Genomic DNA, 23397 nt, shown 5'->3' with positions numbered 1-23397 from the left:
ATGTACATATAATTAATTAATTTTTCTTAAGATGAATGTCTCCTGTAATAATTTTTCCACTGTATGCTCCATATCCAACGAATTTTCCTTTAAACTCAATCCCCAAAGGATCTAGCTCTAGTAGCATGGCTCCGAATTGAATAACACTTGGCTGCTGGGAATAATAATTATACTGGAAAAATTTCTCAAATGCGCAGCTTCCTGTTAATGTAAAAGCTGCTTCCCCGAATTTAGGGTGCAAAACAATAAGATTTCCACTTATGCTATTATTGTCAATTTGCCAAACTTCCAAAGTAAGAGGCGATTCCAGTGCTTCATTGCCAAAAATCTGAAAAGCATGGCCTGTCCACTTGCCTTTTATGGTAAACAAACGTTTTTGGGCATTTTCTAAAGACTTTAATAGCCCAATTAAATTTATTCTTGCGGTTCTTTCATCCTCTTTATAATTTATATATTGTATTCTTGGAAGACGGATATGAAAATCAATAGGGTCACAATCACTTATCATCACCGGTAAAAGCTTTCCTGGTCTTTTGTCAATTGCCCAGCTTACTTCGTCTTTTACATAATCAGACTTGCTTGAGTTGTGCGACATAATTAAAATAACCCCATCCGAATGCTCCAGGCCATATTTTATTGAACGTTCCCATTCGGTGGCTGATCTTATATCATTCTTGGAATACCATGTTTCAATATTCATCGCCCTTAAAAGGGGGATTATTTCTTCTTCGATGAACCGATTATCAGCTGTGGAATGGCTGATAAAGTACTTATTCAACATCTGTTTTGTTTTTTAATTATAGAGCCTCAATATCTCCAAGAGTAATGATATTCCAGGTTATAACAACAGGTGTTTTTCACGTTTTTTTATGATGCAGGCTTGTAAGGGCTATTTATCGTATTTAAAATAGTATTCGGTTTGTATTTCCTTTTTTTTATTAACACTGATAATTTCCTGTTTCTTTAATAATAAACCTCTTTTGTTGTAGATATATTTCGTAAACGAATTATATGGCTTTTCAACTTTTGCATAAACGGTTACAAGATTACCTTTTCCGTCAAACTTATTCTTGAACTTATAATGCCATTTGAAACCCCTGGCTGCGTTTTGTGATTTATTCGTGCCGAAATATTCCAGCATAGCAGTTTCTGCTTCATATATCGCTGTATCAAACCTGTATGGCTTCCCCTCCATGTACCAGCGCTGAATGGTTGTATGCTTGTTGGGGTAAGTCCAAAAGTCTATTGTGTCTTTTTTATTTAGAGTTACTCTTTTTTTAAGATTGCGATTGCTGTCGTAATAATAGGTGGTAATTTCTATATTCCCGTCTGCAAAAGAGTCTATTAGGGATGAAGGTAGCCCGTTGCGGGAATAATAAAACGTTTCAACGTTGTGAAATCTCGATTCTCCATTCCAAAACCAGAACTGTTTTGTTTTTTGTCCGGCAGCATTGTAATGTGTTACAAGATCTTTTTGTAATGTGCCACCGTTCATGTGGTACATCGTTCTTAAAGAAATTTTATTTTTACTATAAACTGAATCGTTTTGAAGTATATCCAGCTCTTGTGAGTAACAGGTTTGAAGTGCAAAGATGGCAATTAAGGAAAAGAGATTTCTCATTTGATATCATTGATTCATTGTGATCGCAGTTATTCGCCCGGCAATTACCCGAAAGTTTCCCCAGCTTTGCTCTCCAAATCCTTTACTATTTGTATATGTTTGGCTTTCGAAGTAAATTTCATTGCCATCAATGTTGTAAGTTGTTGTTCTGGTAACGTGAGCTACTCTTGGATTGTCTACAACAGTGATGTTTATTTTATCACAAGCAGTGTCAAAGGAGGTGCTCAGTGAGCATTCAGAGCATTTCTTAGTGCTGAAATGAATTTTGAAATTTACTTCGCCTTCACCTGGATTAGTATTTTTCTGTTTGGTGATTATATTCTTTTGAATGCTGATTTGCCCGTTTTTGTCAGTTTCATAAGTGCCCGGTGAATCAGACGTCCCTAATGCGTATCTAATTTTCATTCAAGCCAATGGCTTACCATGATCGTTTTTGACAGTTATTAAAATGTAATTGGTCTTATTGTTAGCAGAAGTGTCAAACCGGATATTATCTTCTTCATTATATATGGTATCTGCAAAAACAATTTTATTGTTTTTTATTTTCCATGTGCCGTAAATAGAATGCCACGTCCAGCAACTGAACGTATTGTAGTAATGGAAGGCAAACGTTTTGTCAGGATTAAGATTTAGTTCGCTGAATTCCGAGCTGTCACCAAATTGTTTAAATTTTAAAGTGTCGGTCTGTTCAACGGAATTTTTGAACAGAGTCGCAGGAATACCAAGATTAAAGTTCTTTTTATCATTTCTCCTCTTTTCTCCACGCATAATTATCAACCCATTTGTAAAATTCTTCAACATGGCTTTTGTTTTGTTCCAGCCAGTTGTTGACATCTTTATTGTCTGCAGAAGCGTTCATGATATAGGCTGCTGTTCGCATCAAACTATCCCGATGCATTTCTTTAAAGAAGGGAACATAAAAGGTAGTAAAAAATCCTTTTTTCTTTGATTCATCTATCACCCCGATAATGTCCAGCTTTTCTTTCATCTTTTCGGCAATATTCACGTCTTTCTTGCTTTCTCCCAGGTCAAGGGCGCTCCCAAAGGTTAAAGTCAATTCTGTAATATGAAAATCATCTTCTTTTTTGGACTTTGTATCTAACAGATCGGGCGACAAACTGATAGTAATATTTTTTTCATCCTTTTTTTCAACGTTCCTGCCCAGCAGGCTTGATAAAAGCTTGACCGCATTTTCCGATCTTTTAGTGGTGGGTTCCAATATCAGGAAGGTAGATACGCACATGATAGAAGCCACTTTGTTGGTGTTCTGCATGCAATAGGCCAGGTAGATGTGTGAGGAAGCGTGCATCGGGTTAAGGCTTACCGACTTTTTAAAATCTTCAGCGGCTTTTTCCAGGTCTTTCAGACTGTATTCGGTAACGCCCCGGTTAAACCACAGGAGGTAATTGCCCGGAAACTTTTTTATGCCCTCACTATATATTTTAATTGCCTCCTCAGGTTTCTGCAAATAATCCAGTGCCGTGCCATAATTTGAATACACTTTCGGGATCTCTTTAGCTTCCGGGAATTGTTTGACAATTTCCCCGGACAGGTCTGCGCAATCCTGGTATTTGCCGGCAGTAAGGAGGGAGAGACTTTTTTCGTAATAAGCGAGGAAGAAATGCGGGTCTTTTTTTATTATCGAATCATATATTTTAATGGCGCCTTCATAGTCTCCTTTATCGTGTAAGGCAATGCCCGCCTTCATGGAGCTGGCTATGGCATCGTCTGTCTGGGCCAGAGAGGTGAAAAAGGGGCATATGCTCAATAATACAGCAATCAGGGGTCGCATGGGCATTAGTTTTAGGGTCTATTTCGGGACAATATACTTTATTTAATATGAAACATAAACTCCCAAAGATCAACACCTGAATGAACTTTCATGTTGTTGCACAGTTATCGCCCAAATGTGCACGCTTATTGCCGGAATTTACACGCTTATTGCAAATATTGCGCAGTTGTTAAATTTGATTGTTTGCCTGCAGGATTAATTATACTTTGGGGCGCCCTTATAATAATGTAACTGTCATGCGATTTAGAAAGGAGACAATAAAAAACTACCGGAATGCTGAGCTGGACATATTTATGGAAAGATGTCAGCATTATTCACTTTTTGATGATAACGAAATGGTAGGAAATTTCTATTGTGACCGGGATAATTCCATCGGGATTTTGCATGACACTTTCCTTGTTATAAAGCGAATAAAAAGTAAGTTCACTCAAAGGTCATTTGAATTGCGGAATTGTAATAACAATGCAATTGTAGGACAACTTACGATCTCAAATTTTGTCAGGTATAATTCTTTAAACGTTTCACTTGACATAATTCATAAAGAACCATATATATGGGAAGTTGTAGAAGCATCCAGGGGAGGGTGGGTGTTGCCTCCAACCACCTATTCAGTATTCTTAGCCCAACTTTATAATAACGAAGAGGATCTGATTATTAAATGGAATTATAAAAGTGACAATTGGGGCGAATATGCAATTGAGGAACTTCCTGTTACGGGCGAGTTGGAATTGGAAAATCCTAGAAATCATTTTCTATTGTTTGCTGGACTTTTCCTTGCGGAAATGGAACTCCAAATGAAAGCAGTGGACTAAACAGCCACTTCCGTGCCAAAAAAATCGTATTTTCTGAATTGTTTTCGAGTACTTGTACGCTATTTGCATTTCTTACCTGCCGACAAAATGCCGCATCGTACTTCTTCAAAACGGCACACTTATGGTCAATATATGCACGCTTATTGTCATTTTAAACACGTTTATTAATTCTAACGCCAATGGCAGTGTTAAGTTATTGTAAGCTGGTTAACGCTTATTAACATAAATAGGTATTTTTTTTAACGGCTGGTTCTTTAATTTCAGTAAACGATTGAAGCAACACACTAACCAGTAACCGAATTGAATGAAAAAAACGCTTATTCCTTGCATTAAAACCTTAACCTTTATGATCTACAGCCATTCCAACTACTTACAGCTATATTTACTTTCCACATCGTAACGCAGCCCAATTCTTTTCAACACCTTTTTCGGGTTGACGTTTAAGGGTACCACGTTTTACTGAATCTTACGGTTTAGAACGCCTGCATCGCATATGCTTATGCAACAAGCATTGCCTTGCCTGTTATGTCCTGCCGCGCCGGCAGGCACACGGGAAATGCCATGCCGTTCACGAACTGTATCTATACATCTTTAAGGGGAAGCCGAAAACCTTATAGAGTAGGCATTTATTTTTTAAAACTTCACAATCATGGACAAAAAAATGTCATTCGAAGAATTCGTAGCAAAAGCAGAATCAGTTAATTCAACTGAATTAATGGAAATGATCACTGGTGGTGTTGAAGGTGATTGCCATCCTGGCGACCCTACCTGCAAAACAGGTGATACTGGCGATGTTCTTGCCTAATTAACCCAGATAGGAGAGAGTCATTACTCTCTCCTATCCCTTTATTGCGCGGTATTTGAATCAATTACTGATTATGAAATATATCCTGACGTACCTATTACGAACGAACCTTATGATCCTGTTATTTATTGTTCCTGCTTCTCTGATGGCCCAATTGCGGGTTACAGGGAAAACCTGCGACAGCGCAAAAAAGGCAATGAGCAATGTTTCGGTAACCATTTCTTTAAATGAAAAGGTCGTTTCTTCTGTTGTCAGTGATGAACAGGGCAGCTTTGAATTGCAGCTCCCTGATGCTCAAAGCCATAATTATATCCTCCATGCTACGCATATAGGGTTTAAAGAAAAACTGGTTTTATTGACCATCCCATCAAACGGCTCCGGCATTCGCCTGGGCAACATACTGCTGGAAAAGGAATCGAAGGAACTGGCGGCAGTCAGCATAACCGGAAAAGAAGATCTGTACGAGCAAAAAACAGACAGGTTTATTTTCAATGTTGAAAAAAGCCTGGAAGCAACCGGCAGCAATGGCTGGGACGCCATTGCCAAAACACCGAACATTCAGATCAATGGTAATAATATCCGGATAATAGGTAAAAGCGGCATAACAGTGATGGTGAACGATCGCAAAATTCAATTGAGTGGTGATGAACTGTTCGCCTATTTATCTGCCATCCCTTCAGAAAGTATTGCAGCCATAGAAGTGATCTCCAATCCTGGCGCCCGGTACGACGCAGCCGGCAATTCGGGCATCGTGAATATCAGGCTCAAAAAAAATAAAAATGAAGGACTGGTATTAATTGGTACCGGAGCTTATGAACAACGCACCTCCGGTTCATTCGGCAGCAACATCAGTTTTAATTACCGGAAAAAATGGCTTACACTTTACGGGTTTGTCAATCAGTCGCATCGGATCACCCAACCTGTGGAATACCAAAACATTTATTATCCATCATCGCTATGGGCCTCCAATAATGCAAAACATATTACCAGGAACTTAAGCTCACTGCAGCTGGGTGCAGACTTCAATCTGAGCAGTAACGATGTATTAAGTGTATTGACAGAAAGAAACCTTACCAGCAAAACAAAAGAGAACCATAACTCTTTTACGGATATTTCAGGGTTATCCAATTTTAAATCAGATTCTGTAATTGAAACCGGTAACCACATAAACAGGGACCTCAGCTACACCAATATAGACCTTAATTATAAACATACGCTCGCTGATAAAAGTTCTTCCATAACAATCAATGGCGATTACCTGCAATATACCACTGGTCAGGACCAGGGGCTGGCATCGGTAACTTATGCGCCCGCTGCCAGCGATCATTTATTTAATACCGCCAGCTATTCCGATCAAACCATATCTAATTATACTGGCAAGCTTGATTACGAAAAAAAGATCAACAAAACTTTTTCGCTTAGTGCAGGGTTAAGAAGCTCATTTACCACTACCGATAATAAATACCGGTTCTTTCGCAGCTACGATCAGGGTCCCTTAACAGAAGATTTGAACCAGTCGAACCACTTTAATTACCAGGAAAATGTGCAGGCGGCCTATGTAAGCGTAAACAAAACCGGCAAGAAAATGAGTTTTGTGGCGGGGCTTCGCACTGAATATACCGATATCACGGGTGAACTGGTAGATCAGCATGAGGTGAATAAACAACATTACCTGAAACTATTCCCCTCACTCAATTACCAGTATATTCTCAATAAGAACAGCAAGCTCACCGCTACATACGGCAGAAGGATCAACCGGCCTTCTTTTTCTGACCTGAACCCATTTAAATATTACGTAAACCAATACAATTATTCGGAGGGCAATCCGGCCTTACGTCCTTCATATTCCAACAATGCCGAAGTAACCTATACCTATAAAGAAAAATACTCAATTGCAGCTTACGCGCTGCTTACAAATAATTTCTTTCAACAGATCCCCTTTATTGACGTAACCAACAATACTGCTTATTTCACCCGGCAAAACATAGGTAAGATCGATGCTTATGGCATTCACAGCTTTGCGCCTTTCAAGCTCACGTCGCGCTGGACTGTTAATAACACGTTATACCTGTTCTATTACAGGATGAGATTGCCTTATCTGAACGAATTGCTTGACTATGGTCAGTTCACTTTTTATGGATACCTGAACAACCAGTATATGATCAGTCCCAAAAATAATCTCAGTGCGGAGGTGAATTTAAATTACCAGTCAACCAGTCAGATCTTCCTGTACCGGTATAAGCCAAACGGGTATGTGGATGCAGGTGTTAAATGGAGCTTTGCCAAAAAGCAGGCAATGCTGGCCGTTAACATGTACGACATTTTCAAAACCTATCCGCAACAACAAGTGGTTGATTTTGCAACCCAGCACTATACATTCAAAAATGCCTATGAAAGCCGTTACCTGAAGGTATCCTTTACCTACCGGTTCGGCAAACAAACCGTTAAAGACAGGAAAGCCTCAAAAACCGGTAACTCCGATGAATTTAACCGGGCTAATAATTAACGCTAAAGCATGTGTTATGAATTATGAATTTATCAATCAAAAAACCGCAGAAGGCAGAGATGGTTATATCCAATACATAAACCTGCTGCTCTATAAAAACCGCAAAGACCTGTTTGATCTGTTGGAGTTTGACGCGGATGCCCCTTTTATGGAACCCATGTTGTATACCTGGTTCAATGCGCGCGAGAAGAAGATCCCGCTGGAGCAGATAGTATATGGTTATATAGTTCCTGAAAAAAGACCAGGGTCAATAACAGTTTATCCCGATAGATCCGGTATAATTTACCTGCCAAATATTGGCTATTATCATACGGATATCACGGAAGGGCCCATCGAATATTATGGCCACGAAAAAGCATTCCTGGCAAGATTAATGGTAAACGGCGAGGTTGTTAATGCTACCTGCGAACCAATATGCCTGTTACCTGATTCAGGGATAGAATTGTGTTTACATAATGATCCATTGCTGAATACCCTGTTTGAGGGGAATGAAGATCCGGCCATTGAAGACGTGGTTAGCCGCCACAAACAACACCTCGAAAAAGCGTTGGCCTATATAAAAATTTATTATCCCGAATTTGATGCGCTGTTGCAGGCCACCGTAAAAAAGGTAGTCATCTTTAAAAGTAAACAGATGCGGTCTTTCGCTTCTATGCTGGCCAACGGAACGGCATTCTTTAATGCGCAGGACTGGCACGACGAGGTATTTTTTTGCGAAGATATTACTCATCAGTGCGGTCATGTAATTTATTATGCGGTGATGTTCGATAAAAACTCCTTTTTTTCAGTACCTCCTGAAACGCCCATAAAACAGTTTAATAACCGGTCAAACGATGTAAGAACTGTTTTGGGTGCATTTTACTCCCTGCTGCCATTCTGTTTTTCCAATACCAATTCCTGGCGCCTGCTGGATGGGGAAATTTTCAGCGATCGTCAGTTGCATGAATTCTTGGGCCGGTTCGCTTTCAGAATGCGGAAATTCAAAATAGCGCTGGAAGATTTCAGATCCGGGGAAATGTTATCGGAAAAAGGGCGATTGCTCTGGTCAGCATTTGAAGAAGCCCTGAACGAAGTGGATGAAAAAGTAAACTACTTTTTATACCAGTACGACACTTCCAGTCAGACCTACGATTTTTCGTACGAAAACTTTTTGTTATTAAACCCTATTGCTAACCCTGTAACCAATCAGCTATGAATGCCGGAGACTCGATTGATGTAAAGAATGCGGGCTGGACTTTCGGCGGAGAAACTGCCTCGCATTTTGATCCCCATGTAAGCAAGTCAGTGCCCTTTTACAAAGAAGGCCATCAGCTTATTTGCCAGGTAGCTGATTTTTTCCTTAGCGAAGGATCGGTTTGTTATGATCTGGGTTGTTCAACAGGTTCGCTTATTCTTAACCTGGCCGAAAGGAACAGCCATAAGAATTGTGAGTTCATTGGCGTGGATATTGAATCGGATATGACCCGGATCGCGCGGGAGCGCTGCCTGTCCTGTAATGACATTCAGATCATCACCGATAACATTGCGGAGATGGATCTGAAAAAATGCGACCTCATTGTAAGTTATTATACGGTGCAGTTTGTGCGGCCAAAAATGCGGCAGCTGTTGATCGATAAAATCTACAATGCGTTGAACTGGGGCGGCGCCTTTCTTTATTTTGAAAAAGTAAGGGCCCCGGATGCCCGGTTCCAGGATATAGCCACTTCCTTATACAATGATTTCAAATTCAACAATGGCTACAGCGCCAGCGAAATTTATTCAAAAGCAAATAGTATCAAAGGTGTATTGGAACCATTTTCAACCCAGGGTAACAAAGACCTGATGGAGCGCGCTGGTTTTACCGATATAGTTACCATCATGAAGTATATCTGCTTCGAGGGTTTTCTGGCCATTAAATAATTACAGGATGAAAGATCTGATCTGTGTACACACCAAAAAAACGCTGGAATATATTACTCAACCACTGGAACAACTAATTGCGCCGGGTTCTACATATAACTATCCCGTTATTGATGGCATTCCGGTACTGTTGCCAAATCCTTCGTTGTTCCTGGCAGAAACCTGGTATCAATACAGTAAGTACGTATTGAAACAGGAAGAAGCTGCAGGCAAATACCACAACCCTTACCAGGGATTGGCCTTCAGGAAAAATGCAGCCGATGCACTGAAAAAAGGAACACTTTCAAATATGGGACTTATCCGGCATGCTATCGATGGTATTGAGAAATATTTCAGCAAAAAACAATTACTGAATGTAGCGGTAAACAATAAATTCCAGGACCTGTTCCAGGTTAAAGCGTTTAACTACCTGAAAAGAGACTGGTGCGGTTTTCCGGAGGCAGAAGAACAATTGAGTATTATTCGCAATAGTCTATCAGCTGTTATCAGCGAACATTGTCATGACACGCAAACGGCATTGGTATTGGGCGCGGGACTGGGACGTATAGCCTGGGACATCAGCGATCGTTTCGATCACCTGTATGCAACTGATCTGGCCTTTCCCATGGCATCGTTCTATAACGGGATCGCGAAAGGGAAGCAGATCAATTTTGCGGACCTCAACTTTTCCCAGATCAGGGATAATAAACACAGCACCAACAGCCTGACTGCCTCAGCGGCGGCAGTTGGTTATACCGAAACCGACCGGGCTCACATCAACGATAAGATTGCTTATTTTTTGTCTGATGCCACGCAATTGCCCCTGCCTGATCGTTCTGTATCCTGTATACTCTCGGTTTATTTTACCGATGTGCTCCCGTTCCCACAACTGTTTCCCGAAATAAACAGGGTGCTTAAAAAAGACGGACTGTTTATTCATTTTGGTCCCCTGGGCAATAATTTCAGCCAGGTACAGGCAATGTTCACCGCCGAGGATATTAAAGCCTACCTGGTCAAATATGATTATGAAAGCGTTTATGAAAACACGGCCGGCGCCTGGCATATGAAAACGGGTGAAAAAATGCATGCCGATCATTACGCTAACTGGGTGTATGCAGCCCGGAAAAAAGAAGCAGCCGATCCGCAAATAACTGCTGCCTACCTCAATGCTGATAGTGTTATCAGTCTTCATTCAAATTTCAGGTTTACTATAACGGGAGAAAAAAGCAGTGCCGGTGAAACCATCAGCCATACTTTATACAATTGCTACCAGGGTAAGGAGTATAAAGACGCCAGGCAGGTGATTGATTTTCTCTTCCTGGTAAATGGTAAAAGATCAGTACGCCAACTGGCCATTGAATATGGTAATCAATCAGGCGACAATGATTCCATTCAGTCTGTGCTTACCCTTACCCAATTTTTGGTACGCGAACAAATTCTCACCATTGTCAAAACATAGACAGGCATTCATGAAAAAATTTCCTTTTTTCCGTCAGCTCGATCAAATGGATTGTGGTCCCACGTGTTTAAAAATGATTGCAAAACACTATGGGAAGAATTATAGTGTAGAGTATTTAAGAACAAAGAGTCATATAACCCGGAATGGGGTTAGTTTTTTGGGGCTTTCACAGGCGGCAGAATCGATCGGCATTAAAACGCTGTCGGTAAATATTGATTTTCAAAAATTAAAGGACGATGCGCCGTTACCCTGCATCGCCCACTGGAAACAAAAGCACTTTGTGGTCGTTTACAAAACCGACAACCGGTATATTTATGTAGCAAATCCTTCCATAGGCTTATTAAAATACCGGCACGATAAATTTCAGGAAGGGTGGTTGCAAAATTCCGACAAAGCCAGTGCCGGCCCGGTATTGATCTTAAAACCGAATAAAGAATTTTATGATAACGAGGGTGCGCCGGAAAAGAAGATGTGGGAAGAAGGAAAATTCCTTTGGCATTATATCCGGCCACATAAAAAGATCCTGTACCAGTTATTACTGGGGCTTATAGCGGCTACGCTTATTTTGTTGATCTTTCCCTTTACCACCCAGGCGATCGTTGATTATGGCATAGGCAGTAAAAGCCTGTCGTTTATCTATATTATTTTACTGGGACAGTTGATGTTGTTTATTTCACAGTCAGCTATTGAAACGGTGCGAAGCTGGTTGTTGCTGCACCTGAGTGCGCGCATAAACATTTCCATTATCTCCGATTTTCTGGCGAAGATCATGAAACTGCCTGTTTCATTCTTTGAGTCAAAAATGACGGGCGATCTGTTACAACGAATTGAAGACAACCAGCGCATCGAGAATTTTTTATCATCCACCACGCTCAATGTGCTGTTCTCGATGGTGACCCTGGTTATCTTTGGTTCTATTCTGGCAACTTATGATGGGAAGATCTTTTTTATTTTCCTGGTAGCCACCATCGTTTACATCAGCTGGGTGGTTTTGTTTGTAAAAAAACGGGCCATCCTCGATTACCAGCGGCACGATGAAGCAGCGGCCAACAGAAGCGGCATTCTTCAATTGATCAATGGGATCACCGAAATAAAGCTTAACAACAGCCAGCTGCGCCGCCGTTGGGAATGGGAAACTATTCAAATGCGGTTGTATAAAGTGTTGATGAAGGGATTATCGCTGGGGCAGATCCAGTCAAACGGCGCCAACTTTATAAACCAGCTAAAGAATATTATCATCATCATTGTAGCTGCAGAAAATGTAGTGCAGGGACGGATCACGCTCGGCAGCATGATGGCTATTCAATACATCATCGGGCAACTGAACGCGCCCATTAATTCCCTGATCACCTTTTTTCAATCGGCCCAGGATGCAAGACTAAGTATCAAGCGGCTTGCAGAGATCCACAATGAATTATCAGAGGAAGATGAGCTGGCCCAAAATGGGGTCACCGTAGCACCTCAACCAGGTAACATCAAATTAGTAAATGCCAGCTTCCGGTATGGCGGCGCCACCAGGTGGATACTGAATAATATCAATCTCGAAATTCCACAGGGAAAAGTGACGGCGATCGTAGGCGCCAGCGGAAGCGGTAAAACCACTTTATTAAAGTTGATACTGAAGCTGTACAAAATAACGCAGGGCGAGATCAGGGTGGCGGATGAAAATATCCTGGCCATAAATACCGATCAGTGGCGCGGGCAGTGTGGCGTGGTAATGCAGGATGGTTTTATTTTTTCCGATACCGTTGCCAGGAACATTACCGAATCGGCATCAGATGAACCGCTGGATAAAGAACGGTTAAAAGACGCAGTGGAAATAAGCAATCTCAGTACGTTGATTGAAAGTTTACCCAATGGGTATACCACCAACCTGGGTTATAACGGCGTTTCGATGAGTGGGGGCGAAAAGCAACGAATGCTTATTGCCAGGGCTGTTTATAAAAATCCATCCTATCTCTTTTTGGATGAGGCTACCAGTTCGCTCGATGCCAATAATGAAAAGGAGATCCTGGGTAAGTTATCGCAGTTTTATAAAGGCAAAACCGTGCTGATCATTGCACACCGGTTAAGCACCGTTAAAAACGCCGATCAGATTGTGGTAATGAGTAAAGGCAGCATTGTGGAATGCGGCACCCACGAGCAATTGGTGGCTACAAAAGGACATTATTTTACGCTTATCAAAAATCAACTGGAACTGGGTAATTAATATAATTTCATATGAGCAAGTTGGACCAGTTATCCGAAGAAAAGGAAGTTACGCGGGAGGTTATTGGAAAGCCACCGCCCCTGATCATTTTATATGGTTCGGGATTGATCTTATGGATTGTAATGATATTACTGGTATTTTCCTGGATCATTTATGTACCGGAACGCATTACAGGCGCCATTACCCTGGGTACCGACAGGCAGGTAGCCCGGATCACAGCGCCTGATAGCGGCCTGCTATACACGCTGGTGGGCGATGGCCAGCTGGTGCAAAAAGATTCACCGCTTTGCCTGATCGCAGGCCCGCAAACCAAACGTATTATAAAAAGTCCTGCTACCGGAAAACTCAGCTTCCTGTATGAAACCACTTCCATTGAAAAAGGCCGCCTGATAGCCGTAGTAGTGCCTGCTGATACCCCGGCCATGATGGGGCGCATGTTGATCCCGGTTGAAAAAGCATTGCGGGTTCGTAATGGGCTGCCGGTAAACGTTACCATGAGAGGTACCCGAAATAAAGAAACCCTTTCATTTTCCGGAACTACTGCCGGCATGTCGCTGGTACCGGATAAAAAACACTATCTTGTTACCGTTATTTTTCCTGGTGGTATTCATCTTCCTGCCGGCGCCCTGCCTTCCACCGCTTTACTGGAAGGGGAAGCGCAACTGATAACCGGTAACAGAAGATTGATCCAACGGATCTTCGGTTACTTTAATTAAAAACAGATGATGCAGTTGGTAGCGCAACGAAAAATAAGAACCTTGTTCTTCCTTTTAATGCTGGCCGGTGGAGGCACTGCTTTTGCACAGCAGAACGATTCAGTTTATGTACGCGTTGACAGTTTCCCCCTCAATACAGGAGATCTTGCGTTCAATGCTGCACTCGACGATCCCGGCTTTACCGTTTGTAATTCCAAAATAGTTTTTCAATACTACAATACCGGTTCTTACTATAAACAGCATAAAAGAGAAATAGAACATTACTTTAAAAATAGCTACAAACCTGTTGTTGATCCTGCGGGCGGGAACGGATACCTCACTATTCGTTTTATAATAAATTGTTCGGGACAAACCGGTCGCTTCCGGGTATATGAATTGAATACTCAATACCAGCCTGTCAAATTCGATCCTCGTATAGCCAGCCGGTTATTGAAACTTACAAAAGAGTTGCGGGGCTGGCAGCCAGCTGTATATAAAGATAAGAACTACGACAGCTATCAATACATCACCTTCAAACTAAATAAAGGAGGGATAGCATGTGTACTACCCTGAAAAAAAGCAGCCTGTTGTTGGGTTTGCTCATAGTTATGCAATGGTGCCATGCACAAACCAACTGCAATGTATTTCACGATAGTTGCCATATCAAAGCCTGTCTTATATACAATGCAGCCGATCAATTTCCGCAAGGCACACGCAAATCGCAGCAATACTACGACAGTGCTATAAGAACATGTCCTGATTATGCCGAAGCCTGGCGGGAGATAAGCGTTCCTTATCTCAAACGCGGCGATTTTTATACCTGGCGAAAATATATGGACCGGGCGGTTGATTTGAAGCCTTATCCTTTTTTAGGCATCCGGGGCTGGTGCCTGTTTAAATTTCTCAGGGATTATAACGGTGCTTTAACCGATCTGCGCAGGTTCGACACGCTATCGGGATTTCACCCTATGAATAGTGGCGATGGCAATTATAATTTGTACATTGTTATGGCGCTTTGTGAACGGGAGTTGGGGAATTACCCGCAGGCCTTCCATTATTTTGCGGTGGGTATTGACAGTGTGCTGGCGCAGCAGGGCGATAAATGGATAGGGTTTTCAGACTACATCCACCGGGCTGTAACCAAAATGAGAACCAAAGATTATGCAGGCGCCCTGGCTGATCTTGACCTGCAACTAAAAAAATACGACAATTACGCCGAGATCTATTATTACCAGGGCCTCATCTATCAATCACTGCGCCAGGAAAAAGAAGCTATGGCAAGTTTGGAAAAAGCCAGGACCCTGGCAGCCGCCGATCACCATTTGTCAGACATCTATTGCGAAATGCAGGATGAAGTGTTTATTGAGGATATCGATGAAGCTATTCATAGCATAAAAAAATAGCGCTGTCAGGTAAAAGGGAGCGGGGAACATTAAAACTGTCTAAATTTTTGCCTGAAAATGTTTACAAAAATTGTTTACTTTTGTTTTAATAAATTGAACCCGACTCATGAAAGAGAACTCTCTGGCAAGTTTAGTGTATGGGGAGATCAGGAAAAAGATCCTCGCCAATCAGTTAACCGGCGGTTCCAGGCTGGCCGAAAATACCTGGGCCAATAAACTGGAAGTAAGCCGTGTGGCCGTACGGGAAGCGCTGATCCGCCTGTCGGGTGAAGGGTTGGTGGAATTTGGCGAGAAGGGCGGCTGTTTTGTACGCTCCATTACCACCGAAGACGTGAAGGAGATCAGGGAGTTGCGGGAAATTCTGGAGCTGGGGGCCCTGAAATTGCTTTTTAAACACCGCAATAAGGAGGTGATCAAAGAACTGGAGCAGATCTGCGGCGATTTTTCATCCATGGTGGAACGGGGGTACCACAGCGGCGCCTGCGAGGCGGATGTGAAGTTTCACGAAACCCTCATTAAAGGCTCAGGAAACGCCCGTTTGATGACGATCTATACCAACAGCAACATTCCACTGTTCCACTTCAAATTAAGCTCCTCAGGCCACGTAAACGACTATTCCGAGACCGATACCGAGCATCGCCGCATTGTGGAGTGTTTGAAGAACAACGACCTGGAAGCCGCTTCCCAAACGCTTTTACAGCACCTGACCCGGGGCGAAAAACTGATGCTTGAAATGGTGCTGGTGGAAAGCTAAATACAATTGTCACATTTTCAATAAATTAAAGGCTGTTCGCTGCTGCGGGCGGCCTTTTTTGTTGTACCCGTACCTGGAGTGAATGTGCTTGAATGGTAGTGGAATGGCAGGGAAATGGTAGTCATATACTCTGAATATTCTCAGGGGATACTCTGGAGACTCTCTGGATATCCTGGTGCCTGCTAGGCAATACCCAGGCAATCCTCAGACAATACTTAGGCAATACCCAGGCAATCCCGCTACAATCCCACTACCATCCCAATACAGTCTGTCTGTTATCTCGTCCATTGCATGATCTATTTGCGCATTCCGGCACACCAGTCTACTATTAATACATTAAAAAGAATACATTTTATTTTTTAAATTGTATACAATTATATAGATTTGTTTGTCTACTTAAGCATTATACGCATACCCAAAACTCACTAACTGGCTTATGAAAGGTGCATGGAAAAGTTGGCTTGGTTCCCTGGTTCCCGGTATCATAACAGTGGCCGTTGTATTCGGGCCCAGTAAGGTAACCATCGCCTCAAAGCTGGGGGCCCAGTATGGCAGCTCCTTACTATGGGTGATTGTAATAACCATTTTCTTTATGGCTATTTTTACCAACATGGCTGCCCGCATAGGCATGGCTACGCAAAAGTCCCTGCTTACAACCATCCGGGAAAAATGGGGTAATGCCGGGGCCGGGCTTATCGGTTTAGGCGTTTTTGCGGTATGTACTTCTTTTCAGATCGGCAATGCAGTGGGCGCCGGCATCGCTATCGGCGAGCTTACGCATACCGCCAGCAAACCCTGGAGCATTGTTATTAGTCTCATCGCAATAGCCTTGCTCTTTGCCCGGCGGTTTTACGCCCTGCTATCCAAAGTAATGATCGGGATAGTATTGCTGATGTTGTTTTCCTTCCTGGTTACCTGTATGGTGTCACATCCTTCTTTTAATGAAATAATAACCGGTTTTAAACCCGGCCTTCCGCCCGGCGCCGATACGCTGGTGATAGCCTTTGTGGCGAGTACCTTTTCGCTGGTGGCTGCTTTTTATCAATCGTATCTGGTGCAACAGCGTGCTGCTGCTTTGAGTAATGAAGCCCGGCTCGCCATGAAAGACCGAAGCCTTACCGGCATGCTGATGTTGGGTATTATGAGTGCGGCCGTAATGTTATGTGCTGCGGCTGTATTGCATCCCAGGGGTATAGCCGTGCAAAGCGCCAAAGACATGGGCAAGGCGCTGGAGCCGTTGTTTGGATTGCGCGCGGCCCAGTTGTTCCTGCTGGGATTATTAGCCTCTTCTTTTTCTGCCCTGGTTGGCAATTCCGTGCTGGGCGGCACCATCTTTTCGGATGCCGTTCAATGGGGATACAGCATGGACCAGAAACGGGTGAAGGGATGTATTGCCGTGATCATTGCGTTAGGGGCCATCCTGGCTTACATCTTCGGCGCCATGCCTTTGCAGATGATCGTTTTTGCGCAGGGCATTACCATTCTTATAGTTCCGGTGATCGGGCTGGCATTACTGCTTATCTCAAACGATGGGGCGGTAATGGGTAAATGGAAGAACAATGCTTTTCAAGCAATCAGCGCTTGTGCCGGCTTGTTATTGATCCTGGTACTGGCGGGGATGAATATAAAGACCCTGTTTTTTAAGTAATGTGCTTATCAACATAAAGTTTTAAAGATAGTGCTATGACCGAATTACAGAAACGTTATGAGAACCTGCTTAAGCCTTCAGACCGGCTTATAGCGGATATAAAGAAAATAGACGGCGATATTCTTTTCTTAGGCGTTGCCGGAAAAATGGGACCCTCCATGGCCATCATGACCGCTGAAGCAGTACAGGCTGCCGGTTTAAAGAAAAAGATCTATGGCGCATCGCGCTTTTCGCAGCCAGAGATAAAGGCAGAGCTGGAGAGCAAAGGGATCATTACCATTTCTTCCGATCTGTTGAACCGCGACGAGTTGTTCAAACTGCCTGAAGTGAAGAATGTGGTTTACCTGGCCGGAACAAAATTCGGTACCACGGGTAAAGAATATTTTACCTGGGCCATGAACAGTTATCTGCCCGGCATGGTGGCTGAAAAGTTTCAGCGTTCCCGCATCATTGTTTTCAGTACCGGTAACGTTTATCCGCTTACGCCTTTGGCCATGGGCGGCGCCAGTGAACTCGATGCCACCGGTCCTGTTGGTGAATATGCACAAAGCTGCCTGGGCCGCGAACGCGTATTTCAATATGGCTCCGCTACCTATGGAACGGAAATGCTGATCTACCGGTTGAACTATGCCAACGATGTATCGTATGGGGTGTTGCTGGAGATTGGCAAAGCGGTGCAAGCCGGCCTGCCTGTTGACCTGAACATGGGACATGTGAATGTGATCTGGCAGCAGGATGCCAATGAAGTGGCTATCCGTTCTTTACTTCATTGTGCTAACCCGCCGAAATTATTGAATGTAACCGGGCCTGAAACTGCCTCCGTACGTTGGATAGCCCAGGAGTTTGGCCGGTTAATGGGCAAGGTGCCCGTGTTTACCGGCGAAGAACAGGTTACCGCTTTGTTGAGTAACTCCGCGGAATGCTTCCGGTTATTCGGTTATCCTTCCGTTACATTAAAAGAGATGATAGAATTGGATGCTGCCTGGCTACTCGAAGGCGGTAAAACCTTGAACAAGCCCACCCATTTTCAGGAACGAAAAGGAAATTTTTAATGTTATGCAGTTGAACTCATCCATAAAAAAAATATTAAGTACGGGCGCTTTTATTCCGGCGCATCCGCTGGCGCTCACAAAAGACCTTAAACTGGATACCGCACGGCAAAAAGGCCTCACCAATTATTATCTCAATGCAGGGGTTGATGGCGTGGCCGTAGCCGTACATACTACCCAGTTTGAGATCCGGGAAAAACAGCATGCGTTGCTGGAACCGGTATTGGCGCTCGCAGCTGAAACCATTGATAAGGCTGGGAAAAAGCAGGATGCTTTCATAAAAGTGGCAGGTATTTGCGGTCCCACCGCACAGGCGGTAAAAGAAGCGGAGCTGGCTGTTAAATATGGATATCAACTGGGGTTGGTGAGCAATGGCGGGTTGAACAATTGGACCAATGAGCAACTGCTGGAGCGGATAAAAGCGATTGCCGAAGTTATCCCGGTGTTTGGGTTCTACCTGCAACCGGCTGTTGGCGGCAGGTTGCTGGACCTGGATTTCTGGCGGGCATTTGCAGAGATCCCTAATGTGGAAGCCATTAAAGTGGCCTCGTTCAACCGGTATCAAACCCTCGATGTGGTGAAAGCGGTATGTGAGTCGTCACGCGCGCAGCAGATAGACCTGTATACGGGTAATGACGATAATATAATTACCGACCTGCTCACTACTTATAAAATCCCTGTAGGATCAACCATCGTAGAAAAGCGTTTTGTGGGTGGATTGTTAGGGCATTGGAGTGTTTGGACGGCCCCCGCTGTTCGTTATTTCAGGGACATCCTGGCTTATCATCAAAACAACTCAGGCAGCCTGGAACAATTGCTGGCATTGAATGTGAACGTAACCGATCTGAACCAGGCCCTGTTCGATCCTGAGCATGGGTTTAAAGGCAGCATAGCAGGCATACACGAAGTGCTGCGCCGCGAGGGGCTGATGGACGGCTTATGGTGTTTGAATCCGAATGAGGTGTTGTCGGCAGGACAGGCTGAGGCATTAAGCCGGGTGATAAAATCGTATCCCGCTCTCACTTCTTTGTCTTAAATTGAATCATGATGCCGCCGCTTTCGCCAAAAGAAATACTGGCTATCAGTGATGAACTCATGTCTGTGATGCTGGAAGACCGCCATCACCTGCACCAGTACCCGGAATTATCTTTCCAGGAGGAAAATACCACGCTTTATATTCAAACCCAGCTCAAAAAAATGGGTCTTGCCTGTACGCTGCTCCCCAACAGGGGTGTGGTGGCGCACTTCAAAGGCAAACTGCCCGGAGAAAAAGTAGTGGCGTTAAGGGCCGATTTTGATGCATTGCCCATCCAGGAACAAAATGAAAAACCTTATAAGTCAAGGAATACCGGCGTGATGCATGCCTGCGGGCACGATGTGCATACGGCAGCTTTATTGGGTGTGGCACGGATCTTACTGGCTTTACAGCCCCGGTTTGGCGGAACGGTGAAATTCCTGTTTCAGCCTGCCGAAGAAAAGTTTCCGGGCGGCGCCAGGGCCATGGTGGAAGCGGGCGCCCTGAAGGGGCCTGATGTGGATGTGGTATTAGCACAACATGTAATGCCTGAACTGGAAGCCGGCAAGGTAGGGGTGAAGGCTGGCAGATATGCCGCAGCCAATGATGAAGTGAATATCACCATCAAAGGCAGGGGCGGCCATGGCGCCTTACCGCATGCGCTGGTTGATCCGGTAATTGTTGCCGCGCAAATTCTTTTGTCTATGCAAACGATTGTGAGCCGGGTAGCCAATCCAACCGAACCAACGGTTTTATCATTTGGCAAAATTGTTGCTGATGGCGCCAATAATATCATTCCCGAAGTGGTGCACATGTATGGTACCCTTAGAACATTTGATAAAGCATGGCGGCAGCAGGCGCATGAAAAAATAAAACAGATCTCGCAGGGTATTGCCGAAGCGATGGGCGCCAGCTGCGAAGTACATATTCAGGGATTTTCCAATGTGGAGAACGATGAACCGCTCACTGCCGAGGTAATTGCATGGAGCCGCGAGTTCCTGGGTGAGGAAAATGTAGTAGCCCTTGATTACTGGATGGCTGGTGAAGATTTTGGTGAGTTTGCCCGGGATGTTCCCGGTTGTTATTACCGCATAGGATCGGGAAATGTGGAGAAAGGCATCGATGCTCCGTTGCATAACCCCCGCTTCGATGTTGATGAAGAACCTTTGTTTAGAATAAGCAGCGCCCTGATGACGTATATTGCTTTAAAGAAACTGGGAAATTAATTTATATGCAACGAAGGTCCTTTCTTAAGAACGCGATGGTGCTGGGTTCCTCCGCTTTCATTGGCAGCCATGCACAGGCCTGGCCGGATAGCCATTTGCGGATTTCTGCACCTGGAAAAAAGATAGGGATCATCGGTTTGGATACCTCGCACAGCGAAGCGTTTGCAAAAGTGTTAAACACTGCAACAGCGGAGGCGCCCTATAACGGTTACCGCGTAACAGCTGCCTATCCGTATGGCAGTAAAAAAATTGCCGGCAGTTATAACCGGATTCCGGGTTATATTGAGAAAGTGAAAGGGTACGGGGTTGCCATTTGTGCTGATATTGATGAATTGTTGAAACAGGTGGATTGTGTGCTGCTGGAGACCAATGATGGTCACCTGCACCCGGAACAGGCGGCCATTGTTTTTCAATCACGCAAACGTGTGTTTATCGACAAGCCGCTGGGTGCAAACCTGAAAGAAGTGGAACAGGTTTACGAGGCTGCCGCTAAATATGGCAGTTCTTTTTTTTCCAGCAGTTCACTCAGGTATACATCGGCCATTAAAAAGCTTAAAGAAGATGCTGCATTTGGAAAGGTTGTAGGTGCTTTTACCTTCTCGCCCTGTACGCTGGAGCCCACCCATGAAGATCTGTACTGGTACGGTATTCATGGGGTGGAGATGTTGTTTGCGGTTATGGGCTCGGGTTGTAAAATGGTACAGGCCAGTCATGCAACCGATGTGGATGTGGCAACGGGGATCTGGGAAGATGGCCGTACAGGAACGTTCAGGGGAACACGCTCAGGGATCTATGCATTTGGTGGGGAGGTTTTTGGCGAAAAGCGCAATATGGTGCTGAGTGATTATGAAGGGTACGAAGGTTTGCTAAATGAAATTGTGCGCTATTTTGAAACCGGCAATGTACCGGTGCCGGTGCAGGAGACCAAAGAGATCTATGCCTTTATGAGCGCTTACCAAAAAAGTAAACAACACCGGGGTAAACCAGTGGAGTTGCATCGTTTTTGATTAATAACCATATTCATAAATAAACAATTGCTCAATGAAACGTCCATAGCAAAATTTTCATTATTATACACAGGGTAATGAAAATTTTGCTATGGTAAGTTCCATCTGGCCAAAACTCAAAAAAAAATAATAACAGATGAAAAAGGAAAATAGTCGTCGCGGGTTTTTAAGGAACCTTACCCTGGCTACCGGTGGGTTACTGGCCGGTGGCGCCTTAACAGATGCTTCTGCAGCGTATATAGAAAATATCAGGAGAGAAAAAGAGGAGGGGAAGCGCTATTCTGCCAATGATAATATCAACGTAGCATTGATTGGCGCCGGCGGCATGGGTTCATCAGACCTTACTACCGCGCTGAAAGTACCTGGCGTAAAGGTAGTAGCCATTTGCGACCTGTACGATGGCCGCCTGGAAGATGCAAAAAAGAAATGGGGCAAGGACCTGTTTACCACAAAACATTATAAAGATATTCTTGACCGCAAAGATGTAGATGCGGTTATCATCGGCGTGCCCGATCACTGGCACAAACAAATCTCCATAGATGCCATGGCTGCAGGCAAACATGTGTATTGCGAAAAGCCAATGGTGCACAGCGTTGATGAAGGCCCGGCGGTGATTGCAGCTCAAAAGAAATATGGCAAGGTATTCCAGGTGGGTAGTCAGGGCCTGTCGTCACTGGGCAATGAAAAAGCTCGTCAGTTGTTGAAAGATGGCGCCATTGGTAAACTGAATTATGCAGAAGGTTTTTGGGCCCGCCGGGCGCCGGTTGAAGTGTGGCAATATCCTATCCCGGATGATGCTTCTGAAAAAACAGTTGACTGGGACACCTATATAAGCAATACCACTAAACGCCCTTTTGATAAAATGCGCTTCTTCCGCTGGCGCAATTACCGCGATTACGGTACCGGTATGGCCGGCGATCTGTTTGTGCACCTGTTCTCCAGCCTGCACTTCATCACCGAATCAGAAGGTCCTAACCAGGTATATGCAACCGGTGGTTTGCGGTTCTGGAACGATGGCCGCGAAGTGCCCGACGTATTGTTGGGTAGCTTCGATTATAACGAACGGGCTAACTCACCTGCTTTCAACCTGTCACTCCGTTGTAACTTTGTAGATGGCACCAGCGGCACCACCTATTTACGGTTGATTGGCAGCGAAGGCGCTATGGATGTAGAGTGGGATAAGGTTACACTAAAAAGAAATAAAAGTTTCGAGAGCACCGATCCCTTTATGCTGGCGCAAATGGCAAAAGCAGGGAATGCACAGGATACCCGAAAGAAAATGCTGGCCCCCGAAAATTTTGTTTTCACGGCTGAAGAAGGATACAAAGGTGCGCATTACGATCACTTCAATAACTTTTTCAATGCCATCCGTAACAATGGTACCGTGGTGGAAGATGCCGTATTCGGTTACCGCGCTGCCGCACCGGCATTGATCTGTAACGATAGTTACTTTAATCACAAGCCAATCCGGTGGGATCCCGTTGGCATGAAAGTAATAGGGTAGGAGTAATTGCATTG

22 protein-coding genes are annotated in these 23397 nt (G+C 44.0%); 17 read left to right on the top strand and 5 right to left on the bottom strand.

The genetic code is table 11. The features are described from left to right. Window positions 1-16: 16 nt before the first annotated feature. The 5 genes from NIAKO_RS18705 to NIAKO_RS18685 form a co-directional block, all read right to left on the bottom strand. Window positions 17-781 carry a toll/interleukin-1 receptor domain-containing protein gene (locus NIAKO_RS18705; RefSeq protein WP_014220011.1) on the bottom strand — a complete coding sequence of 255 codons (765 nt, stop codon included), beginning with the start codon at window positions 779-781 and terminating at the stop codon, window positions 17-19. Between the two features lie 108 nt (window positions 782-889). Then, on the bottom strand, window positions 890-1621 hold the full coding sequence (locus tag NIAKO_RS18700) for a hypothetical protein (RefSeq protein WP_133055290.1): 732 nt from the start codon (window positions 1619-1621) through the stop codon (window positions 890-892). A gap of 6 nt (window positions 1622-1627) precedes the next feature. Continuing rightward, window positions 1628-2026, bottom strand: coding sequence for a hypothetical protein (locus tag NIAKO_RS18695; protein ID WP_014220009.1), 399 nt, complete (start codon window positions 2024-2026; stop codon window positions 1628-1630). Next, complete coding sequence (locus NIAKO_RS18690) at window positions 2027-2389, bottom strand: hypothetical protein (protein ID WP_014220008.1); 363 nt, start codon at window positions 2387-2389, stop codon at window positions 2027-2029. It abuts the gene before it with no gap. Continuing rightward, window positions 2364-3413: a tetratricopeptide repeat protein gene (locus tag NIAKO_RS18685; protein ID WP_014220007.1), complete on the bottom strand. Its 1050-nt coding sequence runs from the start codon at window positions 3411-3413 to the stop codon at window positions 2364-2366. Before NIAKO_RS18685 ends, NIAKO_RS18690 begins: the two co-directional genes overlap by 26 nt. A gap of 236 nt (window positions 3414-3649) precedes the next feature. Between NIAKO_RS18685 and NIAKO_RS18680 the strand changes: the two genes are divergently transcribed. The 17 genes from NIAKO_RS18680 to NIAKO_RS18605 all read left to right on the top strand — a co-directional run bounded on the left by NIAKO_RS18680 (window position 3650) and on the right by NIAKO_RS18605 (window position 23383). Further along, window positions 3650-4225: a hypothetical protein gene (locus NIAKO_RS18680; RefSeq protein WP_041346971.1), complete on the top strand. Its 576-nt coding sequence runs from the start codon at window positions 3650-3652 to the stop codon at window positions 4223-4225. A 649-nt stretch (window positions 4226-4874) separates the two neighbouring features. After that, window positions 4875-5030 carry a hypothetical protein gene (locus NIAKO_RS38615; protein ID WP_014220005.1) on the top strand — a complete coding sequence of 52 codons (156 nt, stop codon included), beginning with the start codon at window positions 4875-4877 and terminating at the stop codon, window positions 5028-5030. A gap of 73 nt (window positions 5031-5103) precedes the next feature. Further along, entirely contained in the window at window positions 5104-7536 is a 2433-nt protein-coding gene (locus NIAKO_RS18675) for an outer membrane beta-barrel family protein (protein ID WP_081195901.1), read from the top strand. Window positions 7537-7552: 16 nt separating this feature from the next. Continuing rightward, window positions 7553-8731: a hypothetical protein gene (locus NIAKO_RS18670; protein WP_014220003.1), complete on the top strand. Its 1179-nt coding sequence runs from the start codon at window positions 7553-7555 to the stop codon at window positions 8729-8731. After that, the gene (locus NIAKO_RS18665) at window positions 8728-9435 is read left to right on the top strand and encodes a methyltransferase domain-containing protein (protein ID WP_014220002.1); all 708 of its coding nucleotides are present in this window, start codon (window positions 8728-8730) and stop codon (window positions 9433-9435) included. Before NIAKO_RS18670 ends, NIAKO_RS18665 begins: the two co-directional genes overlap by 4 nt. 7 nt (window positions 9436-9442) lie before the next feature. Next, on the top strand, window positions 9443-10873 hold the full coding sequence (locus tag NIAKO_RS18660) for a methyltransferase domain-containing protein (protein WP_014220001.1): 1431 nt from the start codon (window positions 9443-9445) through the stop codon (window positions 10871-10873). Between the two features lie 10 nt (window positions 10874-10883). Then, complete coding sequence (locus NIAKO_RS18655) at window positions 10884-13082, top strand: peptidase domain-containing ABC transporter (RefSeq protein WP_014220000.1); 2199 nt, start codon at window positions 10884-10886, stop codon at window positions 13080-13082. An 11-nt stretch (window positions 13083-13093) separates the two neighbouring features. Beyond that, the gene (locus NIAKO_RS18650; RefSeq protein WP_014219999.1) at window positions 13094-13798 is read left to right on the top strand and encodes a biotin/lipoyl attachment domain-containing protein; all 705 of its coding nucleotides are present in this window, start codon (window positions 13094-13096) and stop codon (window positions 13796-13798) included. 6 nt (window positions 13799-13804) lie between these two features. Next, complete coding sequence (locus NIAKO_RS18645) at window positions 13805-14350, top strand: hypothetical protein (RefSeq protein WP_041346969.1); 546 nt, start codon at window positions 13805-13807, stop codon at window positions 14348-14350. Then, the gene (locus NIAKO_RS36945; protein ID WP_014219997.1) at window positions 14335-15180 is read left to right on the top strand and encodes a tetratricopeptide repeat protein; all 846 of its coding nucleotides are present in this window, start codon (window positions 14335-14337) and stop codon (window positions 15178-15180) included. The genes NIAKO_RS18645 and NIAKO_RS36945 overlap by 16 nt, the downstream gene beginning before the upstream one ends. 106 nt (window positions 15181-15286) lie before the next feature. Then, window positions 15287-15934: a GntR family transcriptional regulator gene (locus NIAKO_RS18635; RefSeq protein ID WP_014219996.1), complete on the top strand. Its 648-nt coding sequence runs from the start codon at window positions 15287-15289 to the stop codon at window positions 15932-15934. A 436-nt stretch (window positions 15935-16370) separates the two neighbouring features. Continuing rightward, entirely contained in the window at window positions 16371-17582 is a 1212-nt protein-coding gene (locus NIAKO_RS18630) for an Nramp family divalent metal transporter (RefSeq protein WP_014219995.1), read from the top strand. 35 nt (window positions 17583-17617) lie between these two features. After that, window positions 17618-18634, top strand: a complete 1017-nt coding sequence (locus NIAKO_RS18625) for an NAD-dependent epimerase/dehydratase family protein (RefSeq protein ID WP_014219994.1) — start codon at window positions 17618-17620, stop codon at window positions 18632-18634. A 4-nt stretch (window positions 18635-18638) separates the two neighbouring features. After that, window positions 18639-19667 carry a dihydrodipicolinate synthase family protein gene (locus tag NIAKO_RS18620; RefSeq protein ID WP_014219993.1) on the top strand — a complete coding sequence of 343 codons (1029 nt, stop codon included), beginning with the start codon at window positions 18639-18641 and terminating at the stop codon, window positions 19665-19667. Between the two features lie 8 nt (window positions 19668-19675). Beyond that, the gene (locus NIAKO_RS18615) at window positions 19676-20872 is read left to right on the top strand and encodes a M20 metallopeptidase family protein (RefSeq protein WP_014219992.1); all 1197 of its coding nucleotides are present in this window, start codon (window positions 19676-19678) and stop codon (window positions 20870-20872) included. A 5-nt stretch (window positions 20873-20877) separates the two neighbouring features. Beyond that, a complete protein-coding gene (locus NIAKO_RS18610) occupies window positions 20878-21879 on the top strand; it encodes a Gfo/Idh/MocA family protein (protein WP_014219991.1) in 1002 nt (333 codons plus the stop codon). A 136-nt stretch (window positions 21880-22015) separates the two neighbouring features. Further along, window positions 22016-23383 carry a Gfo/Idh/MocA family protein gene (locus NIAKO_RS18605; protein ID WP_014219990.1) on the top strand — a complete coding sequence of 456 codons (1368 nt, stop codon included), beginning with the start codon at window positions 22016-22018 and terminating at the stop codon, window positions 23381-23383. The last annotated feature ends 14 nt before the right edge of the window (window positions 23384-23397 follow it).

The organism is Niastella koreensis GR20-10 (assembly GCF_000246855.1).
In the GTDB taxonomy this organism is placed as follows: domain Bacteria; phylum Bacteroidota; class Bacteroidia; order Chitinophagales; family Chitinophagaceae; genus Niastella; species Niastella koreensis.
This window is presented reverse-complemented; position numbering and strand designations above follow the sequence as displayed.